Source organism: Acidovorax sp. BLS4, from assembly GCF_032929295.1.
GTDB lineage: Bacteria > Pseudomonadota > Gammaproteobacteria > Burkholderiales > Burkholderiaceae_C > Paracidovorax.
Genome location: NZ_CP136797.1, coordinates 5,092,351 through 5,107,891 on the forward strand (window position 1 = coordinate 5,092,351; position 15,541 = coordinate 5,107,891).

General features: G+C 65.1%; 15 protein-coding genes. 10 read left to right on the forward strand and 5 right to left on the reverse strand.

From position 1 onward, the window contains the following. Window positions 1–197 precede the first annotated feature (197 nt). From R1Z03_RS23420 to R1Z03_RS23440, 5 genes are all read right to left on the reverse strand, one after another. Complete coding sequence (locus R1Z03_RS23420) at window positions 198–1,064, reverse strand: PhzF family phenazine biosynthesis protein (RefSeq protein ID WP_317355765.1); 867 nt, start codon at window positions 1,062–1,064, stop codon at window positions 198–200. A 14-nt stretch (window positions 1,065–1,078) separates the two neighbouring features. Then, window positions 1,079–1,699: a glutathione S-transferase family protein gene (locus R1Z03_RS23425; RefSeq protein WP_284403002.1), complete on the reverse strand. Its 621-nt coding sequence runs from the start codon at window positions 1,697–1,699 to the stop codon at window positions 1,079–1,081. 3 nt (window positions 1,700–1,702) lie between these two features. After that, window positions 1,703–2,893, reverse strand: a complete 1,191-nt coding sequence (locus R1Z03_RS23430; RefSeq protein WP_317355767.1) for a PLP-dependent aminotransferase family protein — start codon at window positions 2,891–2,893, stop codon at window positions 1,703–1,705. A gap of 109 nt (window positions 2,894–3,002) precedes the next feature. Continuing rightward, a complete protein-coding gene (locus tag R1Z03_RS23435) occupies window positions 3,003–3,992 on the reverse strand; it encodes a DMT family transporter (protein WP_284431396.1) in 990 nt (329 codons plus the stop codon). 52 nt (window positions 3,993–4,044) lie between these two features. After that, complete coding sequence (locus R1Z03_RS23440; protein ID WP_284403005.1) at window positions 4,045–4,644, reverse strand: LysE family translocator; 600 nt, start codon at window positions 4,642–4,644, stop codon at window positions 4,045–4,047. Window positions 4,645–4,770: 126 nt separating this feature from the next. On the opposite strand from R1Z03_RS23440, the gene R1Z03_RS23445 reads away from it, so the two are divergent. The 10 genes from R1Z03_RS23445 (at window position 4,771) to glnL (ending at window position 15,527) form a co-directional block, all read left to right on the forward strand. Then, the gene (locus tag R1Z03_RS23445; protein WP_284403006.1) at window positions 4,771–6,243 is read left to right on the forward strand and encodes a PLP-dependent aminotransferase family protein; all 1,473 of its coding nucleotides are present in this window, start codon (window positions 4,771–4,773) and stop codon (window positions 6,241–6,243) included. Window positions 6,244–6,657: 414 nt separating this feature from the next. After that, a complete protein-coding gene (locus tag R1Z03_RS23450; RefSeq protein ID WP_284431512.1) occupies window positions 6,658–7,398 on the forward strand; it encodes a 16S rRNA pseudouridine(516) synthase in 741 nt (246 codons plus the stop codon). 64 nt (window positions 7,399–7,462) lie between these two features. Next, window positions 7,463–8,518, forward strand: coding sequence for a YncE family protein (locus tag R1Z03_RS23455; RefSeq protein WP_372588197.1), 1,056 nt, complete (start codon window positions 7,463–7,465; stop codon window positions 8,516–8,518). 15 nt (window positions 8,519–8,533) lie between these two features. Next, on the forward strand, window positions 8,534–9,349 hold the full coding sequence (locus tag R1Z03_RS23460; protein WP_317355773.1) for a polysaccharide deacetylase family protein: 816 nt from the start codon (window positions 8,534–8,536) through the stop codon (window positions 9,347–9,349). A 38-nt stretch (window positions 9,350–9,387) separates the two neighbouring features. Next, entirely contained in the window at window positions 9,388–10,431 is a 1,044-nt protein-coding gene (locus R1Z03_RS23465) for a sterol desaturase family protein (RefSeq protein WP_317355776.1), read from the forward strand. A 37-nt stretch (window positions 10,432–10,468) separates the two neighbouring features. Then, the gene (locus R1Z03_RS23470; protein ID WP_317355779.1) at window positions 10,469–11,344 is read left to right on the forward strand and encodes an EI24 domain-containing protein; all 876 of its coding nucleotides are present in this window, start codon (window positions 10,469–10,471) and stop codon (window positions 11,342–11,344) included. After that, a complete protein-coding gene (locus R1Z03_RS23475; protein ID WP_317355782.1) occupies window positions 11,341–12,162 on the forward strand; it encodes a molybdopterin-binding protein in 822 nt (273 codons plus the stop codon). The genes R1Z03_RS23470 and R1Z03_RS23475 overlap by 4 nt, the downstream gene beginning before the upstream one ends. Window positions 12,163–12,331: 169 nt before the next feature. Next, window positions 12,332–13,747: a type I glutamate--ammonia ligase gene (glnA, locus tag R1Z03_RS23480; RefSeq protein ID WP_272551879.1), complete on the forward strand. Its 1,416-nt coding sequence runs from the start codon at window positions 12,332–12,334 to the stop codon at window positions 13,745–13,747. Between the two features lie 194 nt (window positions 13,748–13,941). Next, window positions 13,942–14,448: a hypothetical protein gene (locus R1Z03_RS23485; RefSeq protein ID WP_284431517.1), complete on the forward strand. Its 507-nt coding sequence runs from the start codon at window positions 13,942–13,944 to the stop codon at window positions 14,446–14,448. Between the two features lie 5 nt (window positions 14,449–14,453). After that, complete coding sequence (gene glnL, locus R1Z03_RS23490) at window positions 14,454–15,527, forward strand: nitrogen regulation protein NR(II) (RefSeq protein WP_372588198.1); 1,074 nt, start codon at window positions 14,454–14,456, stop codon at window positions 15,525–15,527. Window positions 15,528–15,541: the final 14 nt, after the last annotated feature.

The following is a 15,541-nucleotide window of genomic DNA, read 5'->3' on the forward strand; positions in this document are numbered from 1 at the left end:
AAGGAAAGGCCGGCCGGTGGGCCGGGGGCGGTGGAAAACGGGGTGGAAGCGGGTCGGCAGGCCGGCGTTTCGGGCCGCGCGCCCATGCGGCGGCGCGGCGCGGCCGGCGCCGGGACCCATCGACCCACAAAAAAAGGGAGCGGCGCGTCAGCCGGTGGGGATCTGGCGCGGCGGCGCGGTGGCGGGCGGGGCGCAGCTCATAGGCGGGCGGTTCCCTCGATGCAGGTGAGGCTGCGGCCGCCGACCCAGACCTGGCCCTGCGCGTCCTGGCGGATGTGCACGCGGCCGGCCCGGCCCAGGCTCTCGCCCTGGGCCACGAGGTAGCTGTGCGGCGCACGGCCTTCGGCGATGAGCCACTGCGCGAAGCTCGCGTTCAGGCTGCCCGTGACCGGGTCTTCGGGGTTGCCCATGGGCGCGGCGAAGGCGCGCACCACCACGCCGGGCTGCGTGGCATCGTGGGCGTCGGCGCCGACGTGGATCACGCCGACATCCTGGCCCAGGTCCTTCAGCCGGGCGTGATCGGGCCGCAGGCGGTGCACCGTCTCGGCGCTGTCGAGCACCAGGCCCAGCCAGCGCGGGCCGTTGTCCAGCAGCTGGGCGGCCGCGATCTGCTGCGGCCGGATGCCCAGCGCCCCGGCGATCAGCGGCACCAGCGCGGGGCTGGCATCGCTGCGGTGCAGCGGCGGCGCCGCGAACGCCAGCCGTTCGCCGCTGCGCTGGATGCGCACCAGCCCGCCGGCCGACTCCTGCACCACCAGGCCGGCATCGCGCGGCACGTGGCCAGTCTCCAGCCAGGCGTGGCAGGTGCCGAGCGTGGGGTGCCCGGCGAACGGCAGTTCGGTCCCACGCGGCGTGAAGATGCGCACGCGGTAGTCGGCCCCCGCCGTGCGGCCCGCCTCGGTGGGCGGCAGCAGGAAGCTGGTTTCCGACAGGTTGGTCCACGCGGCGAAGCGGCGCATGTCGGCATCGTCCAGGCCTTGTGCGTCCAGCACCACGGCCAGCGGGTTGCCGTCGCCGGGGCGGTGGCTGAACACGTCGATCTGCTTGAAGGGGCGCTGGCGCATGGCGGGCGATGGTGTCAGGCGAGCGGCTGGTCGATCACGCCGCGCGCGCCGGGGCGCGACAGCAGGCCCTGGTACCAGGCGTCGAGGTGGGTGCGCGCCACGCGCTCCTGCGGCAGGCCCCACCAGCGGTGGATCTCGCAGCCCACCACGATGTCGGCCATGGTGAAGCGCTCGCCGGCCAAGCACGGCTGCTGCGCCAGGTGCGCCTCCAGCCGGTCCAGGAGCGGCTCGGTGGCCGCCACCGACCGCGCGATGGCGGCCGGGTCGCGCTGCGCCTCGGGCGTGCGCACCCACTGCAGGAACGCGTCGCGCCCCGCGGGGTTGAGCGTGGTCTGCTGCCAGTCCATCCACTGCTCGGCCACGAAGCGCGTGCGCAGGTCCTCGGGGTAGAGGGTGCCGCTGGCGTGCTTGGCGCACAGGTAGCGCACGATGGCGTTGGACTCCCACAGCGTGAAGCCGTCGTCCTCGATCAGCGGCACCATGCCGTTCGGGTTGAGCCGCAGGAACTGCGGCTCGCACACGATGCCGAACTGCCCGCCCGCGTCGGTGCGCTGCAGCTCCAGGCCCAGCTCCTGCACGGTCCACACGACCTTGCGCACGTTGATGGACGACAGCCGTCCCCAGAGCCGCAGCATGCGTCAGGCCTTCTGGGCGACGCGCGCCCGGATGGCCGCGGCCAGCGCGCCCACGCCGGTGTTGATCTGCGCGGCGCTGGCCGTCACGAACGACAGGCGCAGGGTGCGCTGGTCGGCGTTGTCGGCATAGAAGGCCGCGCCCGGCACGAAGGCCACGTTGCGGTCCACGGCCTCGGGCAGCAGGTCGATGGCGCTCATGCCTTCGGGCAGGCGCACCCACAGGAACATGCCGCCGTCGGGCTTATTCCAGTGCACGTCCAGGCCGGCCATCTCGCGCGTGAGCGCCTCCAGCATGGCGTCGCGCTGCTGCTTGTACAGCGCGCGGATGGTGGGCACGTGGCGGCCCAGGAAGCCGTCCTTCATGACCTCGTGCACCATGCGCTGGTTGAAGCCCGGGCTGTGCAGGTCGGCCGCCTGCTTGGCCTGCAGCAGCTTGGGGAACACGGCCTTGGGCGCCACGATGAAGCCCAGGCGCAGGCCGGGGGCGAGCACCTTGGAGAACGAGCCCAGGTAGATGCAGCCTTCCGGGTTGCGCGCGGTCAGCGGCGCGGGCGGGGGCTGGTCGAACCACAGGTCGCCGTAGGGGTTGTCCTCGATCAGCGGCAGGTTCAACTCGGCGGCCTTGGCCACCAGCGCGGCGCGGCGCGCCTCGCTCATGGTGCGGCCGGTGGGGTTCTGGAAATTGGGCAGCACGTACAAGAAGCGCGCCTTGTCGGCACCGCTGCCGGCCTTGGTGGCCAGGTCCTCGATCTGCACGCCTTCGTCGTCGCTGGCCACGCTCACCACTTCGGGCTCCATGGGCGCGAAGGCCTGGATCGCGCCGAGGTAGGTGGGCGTTTCCACCAGGATGCGGCTGCCGGCGTCGATCAGCACCTTGGCCACGAGGTCCAGGCCCTGCTGCGAGCCGGTGGTGATCAGCACCTGCTCGACGCTCACGTCCCACGGCAGGAAGTCGGCGACCGCCTGGCGCAGCGGCTGGTAGCCCTCGCTCGCGGCGTATTGCAGGGCCGACTGGCCGTCCTGCGACAGCACGGCGCTGCAGGCCTTGGCGAAGTCGTCGATGGGGAAGGTCTTGGGGGAGGGCAGTCCGCCCGCCAGGCTGATGATGCCGGGCTTCTCGGTCACTTTCAGGATCTCGCGGATCACCGAGGGGTTCATCTTCGCGGCGCGTGCGGCCAGGGTCCAGTTCGTCATTGAGTGCATCTCCAGGGGGCGCTTGTTCTCCGGGGCGCCGGGGTCGTCGTTGAGGAAGCCGTTGTGCGGCGGGTGGCGGGCATGCGGGTGGGCCCGCCGGGGAAAGAGCTTAACCGCGCATCGCGGCGGGTTGGGGGTTCCTGGCGGGGCCTTGTCGCACCGGGGCGCGTCGGCCGACCACCACCGTGGCCATCACCGCGATGCCGAAGCCCAGGCTGACCGCATCGAGCGATTCGCCCAGCAGCGGCACCGAAAACAGCATGCCCAGGAACGGCTGCACCAGCTGCACCTGGCTCACGCGCACCGTGCCGCCGAGCGCCAGGCCCCGGTACCACGCGAAAAACCCCAGCCACATCGAAAACACCGACACATAGGCCAGCGCGCCCCACGCCGATGCCGGCATGGGCGCCGTGGGCCACGACCAGGCCCCCAGCGGCAGCGTGGCGGGCAGCGAGATGACCAGCGCCCAGCAGATCACCGAGCCCGAAGGCATGCGCTGCGACAGCCGCGCGCCGTAGCCGTAGCCCACGGCGGCGCACAGCACGGCCGCGAACAGCAGCAGGTCGGCCGGGTGCAGCGACAGGCCTGCGCTGCCCGAGCGCAGCACCGCGAACGCGACCACCATTGCCGTGCCCAGCAGCGCGCACAGCCAAAAGCGCGGCGACGGGCGCTGGCGGTGCAGCAACGCGCCCACGCCGGCCGTGGCCAGCGGCAGCATGCCGATGATCACGCTGGCATGCACCGCGCCCACGTGGCGCATGGCCAGCGAGGTGAGCAGCGGAAACCCGAACACCACGCCCAGCGCGGTGAAGGCCAGCGGCCGCCAGTCCTCGGGCCGCGGCCAGGGCGCGCGGCGCGCCCACAGCAGCAGTGCCGACAGCACCCCCGCGATCGCCGCCCGGCCCATGGCCATGAAGACGCCGGACATCTGCGGCGCCTCGGGCGTGCCCACGGCCAGCCGCGTCATGGGCAGGGTGAAGGCGAAGATGGTGACGCCCAGCAGGCCCCACAGCAGGCCGCGGGTTTCGGGCGACTGCCAGCCGGTGGCCGGCGCCGTGGGGGCGCCGGGGGCGCTCGGCGAGGTGGCGGGGTGCGTCATGGGCGGGGTCCGGTGAAACAAAGGGGGCGCAAGCGGCGGCGGGGGCGGGCGGTCATGCGTTCACCATCCAGGCGGCGGTGAGCGCGAGCACCAGCGCCATGGCGCGGTTGAACCACAGCAGCCGCGTGCCCTGGGCGAGCCAGTGGCGCAGCAGCGCGCCCGTGGCGGCATACACCAGGTTGCTGGAGAAGGCGAACACCACCATCACCGGCAGCACCACGCCCAGCCGCGCCAGGGCATCGTCGCGCCCGGCGATCCAGCCGGCCACGATGGTCAGCGCCAGCAGCCAGGCCTTGATGTTGACGAACTGCATCGCCGCGCCCTGCCAGAAGCCCACGTCCATGCGCCCGGCCTGCGCTTGGCCCAGTTGGGCGCTGCGGCTCAGCTTGAAGGCCAGCCACAGCAGGTAGCCGATGCCCAGCACCTTGATGCCCAGGCGCACCGCCGGCACCGCCATCACCAGCGCGCCGACGCCGCCCGCGCACACGAGCAGCAGGGCGCTCCAGCCCAGGGGCACCGCCCAGACGAAGCGCATCGCGTGGCGCAGGCCGCGGTTGGCAGCGATCGCCGTGGCCAGCGTGGTGTTGGGCCCGGGGCTGAAGCTCATGGCGGTGGCCAGCGCCAGCAGGGCGGTGAATTCGACGAAGGGCATGGGGTGTTGCAGGGGTTGTGGCTTCCAATGTAGGAGCAGATTCCATTACAGTTGCAATACAGTTATTTCGACAATTTCATGATCTGTATTGGTGTTTGCATCAGCACAGTGAAGGAGCCCCCCGCCATGCTGACCCGCACCGCCCGCCGATCCCTGACCGAGCAACTGGCCGAGCGCTTCGCCGAACGCATCCGTGCCCGGCTGCTGCCCGCCGGCGCGCGGCTGCCTTCGGTGCGCGAATGCGCACGGCTGCAGGGCGTGAGCGCGTACACGGTGGTGGCCGCCTACGACCAGCTCCTCGCGCAGGGCCTGGTGGAGGCCCGCAGCCAGCGGGGCTTCTATGTGCGCGACATTGCGCAAAAAATGCCTGAAGGGCATATTCCACTAGGGCATGGCGCTATAGAAAAAATAGCAAACGACCGCAAGTCTTCCCCCGTGCTGTCCCCGCTGCCCTCGGGCTCGTGCGTCAATGCCACGGCGCTGATCCGGGGCATGTTCCACCAGGCCTCCAGCCACCCGCAGCCGGGGGCCGGTGTGTTCCCCCGCGACTGGCTCGAGAACACCTTCATGGGCGCGGCGGTGCGCAAGGTCTCCAGCGGCCGGGCGCTGCAGGACAGCTCGCTGCAGTACGGCGACCCCATGGGCGAGCCCACCCTGCGCGAGGTGCTGGCCCGGCGCCTGCAGGGCTTCGGCGTGCCCGCACAGGCCAGCCAGGTCATCACCACCATGGGCGCCACGCACGCGCTGGACATCGTGAGCCGCACCCTGCTGAAGGCGGGCGACACCGTGATGGTGGAAGAACCCGGCTGGTCGGTGGAGTTCGCGCGGCTCGATGCACTGGGCATGCGCATCCTGCCGGTGCCGCGCGGCGCCCAGGGCCCCGACCTCGCGGTGATGGAGCGCTACTGCGAGGTGCACGCCCCCAAGCTTTTCGTGAGCGTGAGCGTGTTCCACAACCCCACCGGCTACTGCCTCACGCCGGGCAGCGCGCACCAGGTGCTGCAGCTGGCCGGGCGGCACGGCTTTCACATCGTCGAAGACGACACCTACAGCCACATCGCGCCGGAACACGCCACCCGCCTCACGGTGCTGGACGGCCTGGCGCGCACCATCTACGTGAGCGGCTTCGCCAAGATCCTCGCGCCCAACTGGCGCATTGGCTACCTGGCCGCGCCGCCCGATCTGGTGGAGCCGCTGCTGGACACCAAGCTGCTGTCCACGCTGACCACGCCCTCGCTGCTGGAAAAGGCCATGGCCCTGTGCATCGAGCAGGGCATGCTGCGCCGCCACAGCGACCGCATGCGCCAGCGGCTGGCCCAGGCCCGGGCGCGCAGCGTGCAGCTGGCGCTGGAGGCCGGCTGCACCTTCGCGGCCGAGCCGGCCGGCATGTTCGGATGGGTCGAGACGGGCGTGGACACCGACGTGCTGGCCCAGCGCATGCTGGACGAGGGCTACCTGCTCGCGCCGGGCGCGCTGTTCCACGCCAGCCGCCAGCCGTGCACGCTCATGCGCATCAACTTCACCACCACGCAGGACGCGGCGTTCTGGCGCGTGTTCCAGCAGCAGGCGGCGGCCCTGGCCGGGGGCGTGCGGGGGTGACTGCGGGGGAGGCCCGGTGGCCGCCGGGCGGTGCCCCATGGGCCTGGAGATGAGGCGGCCGTCTGTGTGATTTCGTGTGCGTTGCGGCCGAAACGGCCGCAATTGGTTACATCTAGAGGCATTTTCCCGCTGGCGGGGGGATTTCCGGGGGGTGGGATGCGCTCAGCCGCGCACTATCATTCGGCCCATTCCAATCCGACCCACCGGCCCTTCGCGGCCGCTGCACCCATGACACGCCGAGTCACCATCCAGACGCCCCTGGGCGAGCAGTTGCAGTTTCGCCAGCTGCAGGGCAAAGAAGCAAGTAGGTCATCGTCAGGCTCTTACAGCCCAAACCGCCCCGACATCCAACGATGTCGGGGCGTTTTGCTTTGGGGAAGAAAATTTTGAATTAAGCAATACAGTTGTAGTCACATGCAATTACAAGATATTCTTTATTCTCAGGGTTTCGGAACACGAAGGGTATGTGCAGGGTTGATTCAACGGGGCTTAGTGCGCTTGTTTGACCCGGAAGCTAATGCATTCAGCGTTTGCGTGGATTCCTGCGTTGATGTAACTCCGGATGGATTGCGTTTTCAGGTTCAAGAGGAAACGTGGGTGTACCAACCCAAAGCCTATGTGATGCTTCATAAGCCATCTGGAACCGAATGCTCTCAGAAGCCTTCCACATATCCAAGTGTCTATACGTTGCTGCCTGTGCCGTTGCGACAACGACCTTGTAAAAGTGCGATACAGGGTGTGCAAGCGGTAGGGCGTTTGGATCAAGACACCACGGGACTGCTGTTACTTAGCGATGACGGGCAATTCATTCATCGCATGAGTTCTCCCAAAAAACATGTTCCCAAAGTGTACGAAGTGGCGACGAAACACCCTGTGAGTGCAGTTCAAATCGCTCGCTTGCTCGAAGGCGTGGTGCTTGATGACCATCCTGTTGCGGTAAAAGCCGCTGCTTGTGTTCAGACATCCGATCACGGTGTAAGCCTTACTTTGACGGAGGGTAAGTACCATCAGGTCAAACGCATGCTCGCTGCAGTGGGGAACCGGGTAGAGACATTGCACAGGTCGCGTGTCGGCAATCTGGCATTGCCGGCGGATCTGGCGCCAGGGCAGTGGAAATGGCTTGATGACAAGGATCTTGCAGCATTGACGAGCTAGCCTGCCGCCGACCGTCAATCTTGGTCTCTTGGGGTGGTTGAAGAGGCGCTGGGTTGTTACCTGAATGGGCAGATGCGGTGTACTTGCACCGGCTACACTGCCGCGTGTTGTGAAAGTACATGCTGTGAAGTTTTCATTTGGCGGATGTTTCCGCGGTGCGTTGTTGGGGTGGACTTTTTTTGCTGCGACCGTGGTCAGTGCGGCCCCTTCGTCACCGCCTCCTGTGTTCGTGCTGAACTCGCTTGAAGCGGATATCAGCGTGATTGATCCGGCTACTTGGACGGAAACCTCTCGGATTCCCACGGGGAAAGAGCCGCACCACATGTACCTGACACCAGACGAGAAATCTCTCGTAGTGGCAAATGCGTTGGCAGATACGCTGACCTTCATTGATCCGAAGACCGCTCAAGTGCAACGCACGGTGCGAGGCATTGTTGATCCTTACCATTTGCGGTTCACCCCCGATATGAAGTGGTTGATCACCGCGGCCAATCGCTTGAACCACGTGGACTTTTATCGTTGGGATGGCAAAGACCTGACTTTGGTACAAAGGGTGGCGACGGCCAAAACCCCGAGTCATCTTTGGGTGGATAGCCAGAGCCGAACGGTCTACTCCACGATGCAAGACAGTGATGAACTTGTGGCGATCGACATCGCAACCCAGAAGATCAAATGGCGAATCAGGACCGGCGCCATGCCGGCCGATATCTACGGGAGCCCAGACGATAAATTCCTGTTCATCGGTTTGACTGGCAGCGATAGCGTCGAGGTGTTCGACGTGTCTGAAAATGCGCCTCGCAGCGTCCAAAGGATCAAGACCGGTAGCGGTGCCCATGCGTTCCGCGGCGCGGGTGACAAGCGCCATGTGTTTGTCAGCAATCGGGTGGCCAATACGATCAGCAAGATCGACATGGTCAAACGTCAAGTGGTCGATACCTATCCGGCGCCTGGCGGACCAGATTGCATGGACGTTTCTGCCGATGGCCGATGGATCTACGTCAGTGCCCGATGGGCTCGCAAGATGCTGGTCATCGACACGGTAGAACGGAAGGTCGTTCAGAAAATCAATGTGGGCAAATCGCCTCACGGCGTCTGGACCCTTCAGCACGCTCCACGGTGAGGACTCAAGGAAAAGATGGCATTGCGCAACCAGACGCTCTTAGGGGTGTATGCTACTTTTTTAATAGCATCTGTGCCCGTCAATATTGCGTTAGCGGCCGAAACTGCGGATTGTCAGAAACCGCTGTACCTGACCTTCGATACGGGGCACATGGAAATTGCCCCCTTGGTTGCTGATGTGCTTAAACGAAAAAAAGTCCTCGTCACTTTTTTTGCAGCCAATGAAAAAACAAAAACGGGCGATGGCAGTTTGGGGGCTGCGTGGGCACCGTGGTGGCATGCCCGGGCGGCAGAGGGGCATGCTTTTGCCTCTCACACGATGGACCATACCTATTGGCGCGCCGATGCTGGTGCGCCGAATGCGCCGCAGTTCCATGTGCGTTCCTCATCTGGCCCCCAGGCAGGCAAGGATTTGACCCTCAGCGCAGAGCAGTACTGCACCGAGATACGAAGGGCTTCCGATCGCCTGCGCGAAGTGACGGGCAAGGCACCCCTTCCACTTTTCCGAGCGCCTGGCGGAAAGACATCGCCTCGCCTTCTGGCCGTTGCCAAATCCTGCGGCTATGCGCACGTGGGGTGGTCGCCGGCAGGTTTCTTGGGCGATGAACTGCCCAGTGAGAAATTCAGTAATGCAGCGTTGTTGAAGAAAGCGCTGGACAATATTCGCGGCGGAGACATTCTGCTGGCACATCTGGGTATCTGGTCGCGGAAGGACCCGTGGGCTCCAACGGTGCTGGAGCCCCTGATCGACGGGTTGAAGCAGCGCGGGTTCTGCTTCAGAACGCTGAATGACCATCCCGATTACCGTGATTGGCTGGCGGGCAAGCGTTGAGTCCAAACAGTCGATGGACAGGACAGGAGTTGTGAGCGATGGATTGGTTGAGTAACGGTTTCGACACCGCACAGCAATGGCTGTTCGAGTCGGTGATTCAGCCTGTCATGTTCGCAACGGGCATGGCGGGGCTGTTGGAGGATGGCTATGCTGCCACCGGGTGGCTGCTGGTCGGATTGCTGCAGTTGGTCGTGATGTTGGCAATCATTGCGCCGCTGCAGCGCTGGCGGCCCGTGGAGCCCCTGGTTGACCGGGCTGCGGTGCGAACGGACATCCTCTACACACTGATTCACCGCCTCGGCTTGTTCCGGTTGGCGCTTTTTTTCAGTGTCGATCCGTTGTGGGATGCATTTTTCGGTGCGCTGCGCATGGATGGGATCAGCACGTTCCATCTGGATGCGTTATGGCCGGGCGTGACCGACCTGCCTTGGGTCAGCCTGCTGGTTTATCTGGCAGTGTTTGATTTTCTGGACTACTGGATTCACCGCGGACAACACCATTTCGAATGGTGGTGGCGGCTGCATTCGCTGCACCATTCGCAGCGGCAAATGACGATGTGGAGCGACAACCGCAACCACCTTCTCGATGATCTGCTTCGGGATGCCATCGTGGTCACTGTGGCGCAACTGATCGGTGTGGCCCCGGGCCAATTCGTGGCCATTGTGGCCTTGACCCAGTTGAGCGAGAACTTCCATCATGCCAATTTGCGTTTGTGGTTCGGTCGCTGGGGGGAGCGTCTCTGGGTGAGTCCCCGGTTTCACCGCCTGCACCATGCGATCGGCATCGGGCATGAATCGGTGGCAATGCGCTCAGTCCCGTCTCCAACGAAGGTGATGGCGGAGCGGTATGTCCAGGCCGAGCCCGTTCAGAAGCCCGTCACGGTGTTGGGCGGCTGCAATTTCGGCGTGTTGCTGCCTTGGTGGGACATGCTCTTTCGGACTGCCAATTTCGAACTCCGATACGATCCGACCGGCGTCCGTGATCAGGTCCAGCCAGGGCCGGATGGCCGCGTTCGCAACTATGGGCAAGGGTTTTGGGCGCAGCAGTGGCAAGGTGTTTTGCGCCTGCTGGGCAAAGCCTAGCCGCCGACTGGACTCGTGTCCACGCTATGCTCGCGCCATGGCATTGCTGATCGATTCCTTCTGGCGCGCGGCCGCTTATTGCCTGCATCCTCGCGTCATCGCGCTTTCCCTGCTGCCGTTGCTGCTCATGCTGCTGCTGGCCTGGGTGGTCAGCCATTTTTTCTGGGGCTTTGCGGTGCAGGCGGTCCGCTCGGCGTTGGAGTCATCGGACATCCTGGCGATGGTGTGGGGATGGTTCCAGGCCTGGGGCATCGAGCAGGCACCCGCCGCCATCGCTCCTTTGATCGTGGTGGTTCTCTCGACACCGGTGATCATGATCGTTTCGGTGCTGGTGGTCGCAGTGATCATGACGCCTGCTCTCGTGACAGTCGTGGCCAGGCGCCGTTTCCCATTGCTGGAGCGCAAGCGCGGCGCGTCGATGGTGGCCAGCCTGGCATGGTCTCTCGGCGCGACGATGGCCGCCATGGCGGCGCTGGTGGTGTCCGTTCCGCTCTGGCTCATTCCACCGCTGGTGCTGGTGCTGCCACCGCTGATCTGGGGTTGGCTGACCTACCGCGTCATGGCGTTTGACGCCTTGGCCGAGCATGCGAGCCGACAGGAGCGCGAAGTCATTTTCAAGCGCCACCGCATGCGCCTGCTGACCATCGGCATCTTGTGCGGCTACCTGGGCGCAGCGCCTGGAATCGTCTGGGCGTCCGGGGTGTTGTTCGCGGCGGCGTTTTTCGTCCTGATTCCGTTGGCCGTCTGGATCTACACCCTGGTGTTCGCCTTCTCCTCCTTGTGGTTTACCCACTATGCGCTGGACGCGCTGCAGCAGTTGCGCGCCGAGCACGCTGGCGGTCCTGGTGGTGGCGTTGGCACTCCACCAGCCCCCATCCTTCCCCCCATTGCCCTCGCAAACCCGACACCATGACCCCCTCTTTCGGACTCATCATCATTGGCGACGAAATCCTGTCCGGCAAGCGCGCCGACAAGCACCTGCCAAAGGTGATCGAGCTGCTGGGCGCGCGCGGTTTGCAGCTGGCCTATGCCGACTATGTGGGTGACGACCCAGGCCGCATCACCGCGACCCTGCAGCGAGCCTTTGCTTCCGGGGATGTGGTGTTTTCCTGTGGTGGCATCGGTGCCACGCCCGACGATCACACCCGCCAGTGTGCTGCGCGCGCGCTGAGCGTTCCGCTCCGATTGCATCCGGAGGCCGAATCGCTGATTCGGGAGCGGATGCAGGATGTCGCGATGGAGCAGGGCGTGGCTTATGAACCCGACCGTGCGGACAATGTGCACCGGCTGAACATGGGGGTGTTTCCCGAGGGGGCTCGCATCATCCCGAATCCGTACAACAAGATTCCTGGTTTTTCATGCGATGGCAGTGCCGGTGGTGCCGTGCACTTCGTGCCAGGCTTTCCCGTGATGGCGTGGCCGATGGTGGAGTGGGTGCTGGACCATCACTGTGCGCAGTGGTTCAACCGTGCGCCCCAAACCGAGCACTCCGTCGTCGTCTACGGCGCGATGGAGGCAGCTTTGACGCCGTTGATGGAGCGCATTGAAAGCCAGCACGCGTCGGTACGTGTTTTCAGCTTGCCGAGCGTGGACCATCCCGTGCACGGGCGCCATATCGAACTCGGCGTCAAGGGGCCTGCAGAGCTTGTACCTGCCGCCTGGACCGCTTTGCAGGCGGCTTTGCATGAATTTGGTGCAAACTGCGGCCCTGAAATGGTGCGAGATATTTGAAACGACGCTGCGCTCGATGATTTGCACTTTAATGGTGCAAATTCGGTGGCGCGGCAGGTTTGGAGGAGGGCGTGCTCCGCCTTAGTGCATTGCAGCACCTGGCTGGCACGCAACCTGCTTTTCTTTCGTGGTGTTTTTTTCAACAAGCGCTTAAATCCTGGAGAACCTGATGGCAAAGACCGTTGCAGACGTGATGAAGATGGTGAAGGAGAACGAGGTCAAGTTTGTTGACTTTCGCTTCACCGATACCCGCGGCAAGGAACAGCACGTGACTGTGCCCGTGTCCCATTTCGATGAGGACAAGTTCTCTTCGGGTCACGCATTCGACGGCTCTTCGGTGGCGGGCTGGAAGGGCATTGAAGCTTCGGACATGCAGCTCATGCCCGATCCCAACACCGCCAACATCGACCCGTTCTTCGAGGAAACCACGCTGTTCCTGCAATGCGACGTGATCGAGCCGGGCGATGGCAAGGCCTACGACCGCGACCCCCGCTCCATCGCTAAGCGCGCTGAGGCCTACCTGAAGGCCTCCGGCCTGGGCGACACGGCGTTCTTCGGTCCTGAGCCTGAATTCTTCATCTTCGACGGCGTGCGCTGGTCCAACGAGCCCGGCAAGGTCATGTTCGAGATCGAAGAATACGAAGCGCCCTGGAACTCCGGCGCCAAGCTCGAAGGTGGCAACCGCGGCCACCGTCCCACGGTCAAGGGCGGCTACTTCCCCGTGCCCCCCGTCGACAGCACGCAGGACATGCGCGCTGAAATGTCCCTGATCCTTGAATCTTTGGGCATCCCTGTCGAAGTGTTCCACCACGAAGTGGCGGGCGCTGGCCAGAACGAGATCGGCACCAAGTTCAGCACGCTGGTCGAGCGCGCCGACTGGACGCAGGTCCTGAAGTACGTGGTCTGGAACGTGGCCAATGCCTACGGCAAGACCGCGACCTTCATGCCCAAGCCTTACGCTGGCGACAACGGCTCCGGCATGCACGTGCACCAGTCCATCTGGAAGGACGGCAAGAACCTGTTCGCTGGCGACGGCTATGCCGGCCTTTCGGACTTCGCCCTGTACTACATCGGCGGCATCATCAAGCACGCACGTGCCCTGAACGCCATCACCAACCCTGGCACCAACAGCTACAAGCGCCTGGTGCCCGGCTTCGAAGCCCCGGTGAAGCTGGCCTACTCGGCTCGCAACCGCTCGGCCTCGATCCGCATTCCTTACGTGGCCAACCCCAAGGGCCGCCGCATCGAGGCACGCTTCCCCGATCCATCGGCCAACCCGTACCTGTGCTTCTCGGCCCTGATGATGGCCGGCCTGGACGGCGTGGAAAACAAGATCCATCCCGGCGAAGCCGCCACGAAGGATCTGTACCATCTGCCGCCTGAGGAAGACAAGCTGGTGCCGACCGTGTGCCACAGCCTCGATCAGGCGCTGGAGTATCTGGACAAGGACCGCGGCTTCCTGACCAAGGGCGGCGTGTTCTCCGATTCCATGCTCGACGCCTACATCGACCTGAAGATGGGCGAGGTCACGCGTTTCCGCATGGCTCCCCACCCCGTGGAATACGACATGTACTACTCGCTGTGATCCCCGGGCTGCGGCCACGGGACACACCATCAAAAGGCGGCTTCGGCCGCCTTTTTTCATGGCGCTGCCAGCGCCGTGGTCCCTGGGCGAATAACCGCTCCCGACCGGGGGCGCCGATTGGCGAGGCCCAGCGATTGGGAGATACTCCCCTGGCATCTCCCGCATGCCGCCGGCATGCCTTGCGAGGAACCTGAATGAAAAAAACACTCATCGCACTGATGGCCATCGCCGCCGTGGCGCCCGCCGCGTGGTCGCAGGATCGCATCTACCGCTGCGGCAATGAATACACCAACAATGCCAGCCAGGCCAAGGAGCGTGGCTGCAAACTGGTCGAAGGCGGCAATGTGACGGTCGTGCAGGGGGCGCGGCCAGGCGGGACGCCAGCGGCCTCGGGTGGCAGCGCGCCGAGCGCCAGCACCTCGCCCGCTAATGCCCCCCGGGTGGACACCAACGACCAGCGCGCAAGGGACTCCGATGCGCGCGCCATCCTGGAAGCCGAACTACGCAAGGCGGAGGCACGTCAGGCCGAGATCGCCAAGGAATACAACAACGGCGAGCCCCAGCGCACGGCCCTCGAACTGCGCAACCCCCAATTGTGGATGGAGCGCACCGCCGAGCTGAAGGCCAGCCTCGCCCGCGCGGACAGCGATGTGGCCGGCATCAAGCGCGAACTCGCCCGCCTGCCTGCGGCCAATCGCTGAGCGTGGTGGCTTCTTCCAAACCCGATACCGCGCGCTACCAGGCGCTGGACCTCGTGTCCACGCTCGTGGCCGTGCTGCAACCCGACGGGGCCGTGCTGTTCGCCAATGCGTCCCTGGAGAACATGCTGGGGCTGTCGCGGCGCACGCTCGAAGGCTCTGACTTCAGCGGCTATTTTTCCGACCCGGCGCTGCTGCAGACAGCCCTGGCCGGAGCGCGCGGACAGGACTTCGCCGCGCTGCGCTTCGAGGCCGCGCTGCGCCGTGCACAGCAGCAGGATGCGATGCCCGTTCATGTGCACCTGGCGGTCGCAGAGCACACCGGCGAGATCCTGGTCGAGCTGTGGCCCCTGGAGGCTCAGGCCCGGCAGGACCGCGAGGAGCGCCTGCGTGAACAGGCGCTGGCCAACAAGGAGTTGATCCGCAACCTGGCGCACGAGATCAAGAACCCCCTGGGCGGCATTCGCGGCGCGGCGCAGTTGCTGGAGATGGAACTCGACAATCCCGAGCTCACTGAATACACGCAGGTCATCATCCACGAGGCGGACCGGCTGCAGAGCCTGGTGGATCGCCTGCTGGCACCGCACCGCCATCCGCACCTGGTGGGCGACGTGAACATCCACGAGGTGTGCGAGCGTGTGCGGTCGCTGGTGCTGGTCGAGTACCCGCAGGGGCTGCGAGTGCAGCGCGACTACGACACCTCCATTCCCGAGTTCCGCGGCGACCGCGCACAACTCATCCAGGCGCTGCTGAACATCGTGCAGAACGCGGCGCAGGTGCTCACGGATCGCATCGCCGTGGGCGACGCGCTGATCACGTTGAGCACGCGCGTGGCGCGCCAGGTCACCTTCGGCCGGCAGCGGTATCGGCTGGCACTGGAATTGCATGTCATCGACAACGGACCGGGCGTGCCCGAAGCCATCAAGGAGCGGATTTTCTATCCCTTGGTGACAGGGCGTGATGGGGGATCGGGGTTGGGGCTGACGCTGGCGCAAACCTTTGTGCAGCGGCACCACGGATTGATCGAATGCGACAGCGTGCCGGGTCGCACCGATTTCCGAATCCTCATTCCCTTGCCTTGAGGTCCCGATAAGCA

Bases quoted from the DNA above. Each gene is read 5' to 3' on its own strand.
- R1Z03_RS23420 (WP_317355765.1), bottom strand. From the start codon at position 1,064: ATGCGCCAGCGCCCCTTCAAGCAGATCGACGTGTTCAGCCACCGCCCC.
- R1Z03_RS23425 (WP_284403002.1), bottom strand. From the start codon at position 1,699: ATGCTGCGGCTCTGGGGACGGCTGTCGTCCATCAACGTGCGCAAGGTC.
- R1Z03_RS23430 (WP_317355767.1), bottom strand. From the start codon at position 2,893: ATGACGAACTGGACCCTGGCCGCACGCGCCGCGAAGATGAACCCCTCG.
- R1Z03_RS23435 (WP_284431396.1), bottom strand. From the start codon at position 3,992: ATGACGCACCCCGCCACCTCGCCGAGCGCCCCCGGCGCCCCCACGGCG.
- R1Z03_RS23440 (WP_284403005.1), bottom strand. From the start codon at position 4,644: ATGCCCTTCGTCGAATTCACCGCCCTGCTGGCGCTGGCCACCGCCATG.
- R1Z03_RS23445 (WP_284403006.1), top strand. From the start codon at position 4,771: ATGCTGACCCGCACCGCCCGCCGATCCCTGACCGAGCAACTGGCCGAG.
- R1Z03_RS23450 (WP_284431512.1), top strand. From the start codon at position 6,658: ATGCAATTACAAGATATTCTTTATTCTCAGGGTTTCGGAACACGAAGG.
- R1Z03_RS23455 (WP_372588197.1), top strand. From the start codon at position 7,463: ATGGGCAGATGCGGTGTACTTGCACCGGCTACACTGCCGCGTGTTGTG.
- R1Z03_RS23460 (WP_317355773.1), top strand. From the start codon at position 8,534: ATGGCATTGCGCAACCAGACGCTCTTAGGGGTGTATGCTACTTTTTTA.
- R1Z03_RS23465 (WP_317355776.1), top strand. From the start codon at position 9,388: ATGGATTGGTTGAGTAACGGTTTCGACACCGCACAGCAATGGCTGTTC.
- R1Z03_RS23470 (WP_317355779.1), top strand. From the start codon at position 10,469: ATGGCATTGCTGATCGATTCCTTCTGGCGCGCGGCCGCTTATTGCCTG.
- R1Z03_RS23475 (WP_317355782.1), top strand. From the start codon at position 11,341: ATGACCCCCTCTTTCGGACTCATCATCATTGGCGACGAAATCCTGTCC.
- glnA (WP_272551879.1), top strand. From the start codon at position 12,332: ATGGCAAAGACCGTTGCAGACGTGATGAAGATGGTGAAGGAGAACGAG.
- R1Z03_RS23485 (WP_284431517.1), top strand. From the start codon at position 13,942: ATGAAAAAAACACTCATCGCACTGATGGCCATCGCCGCCGTGGCGCCC.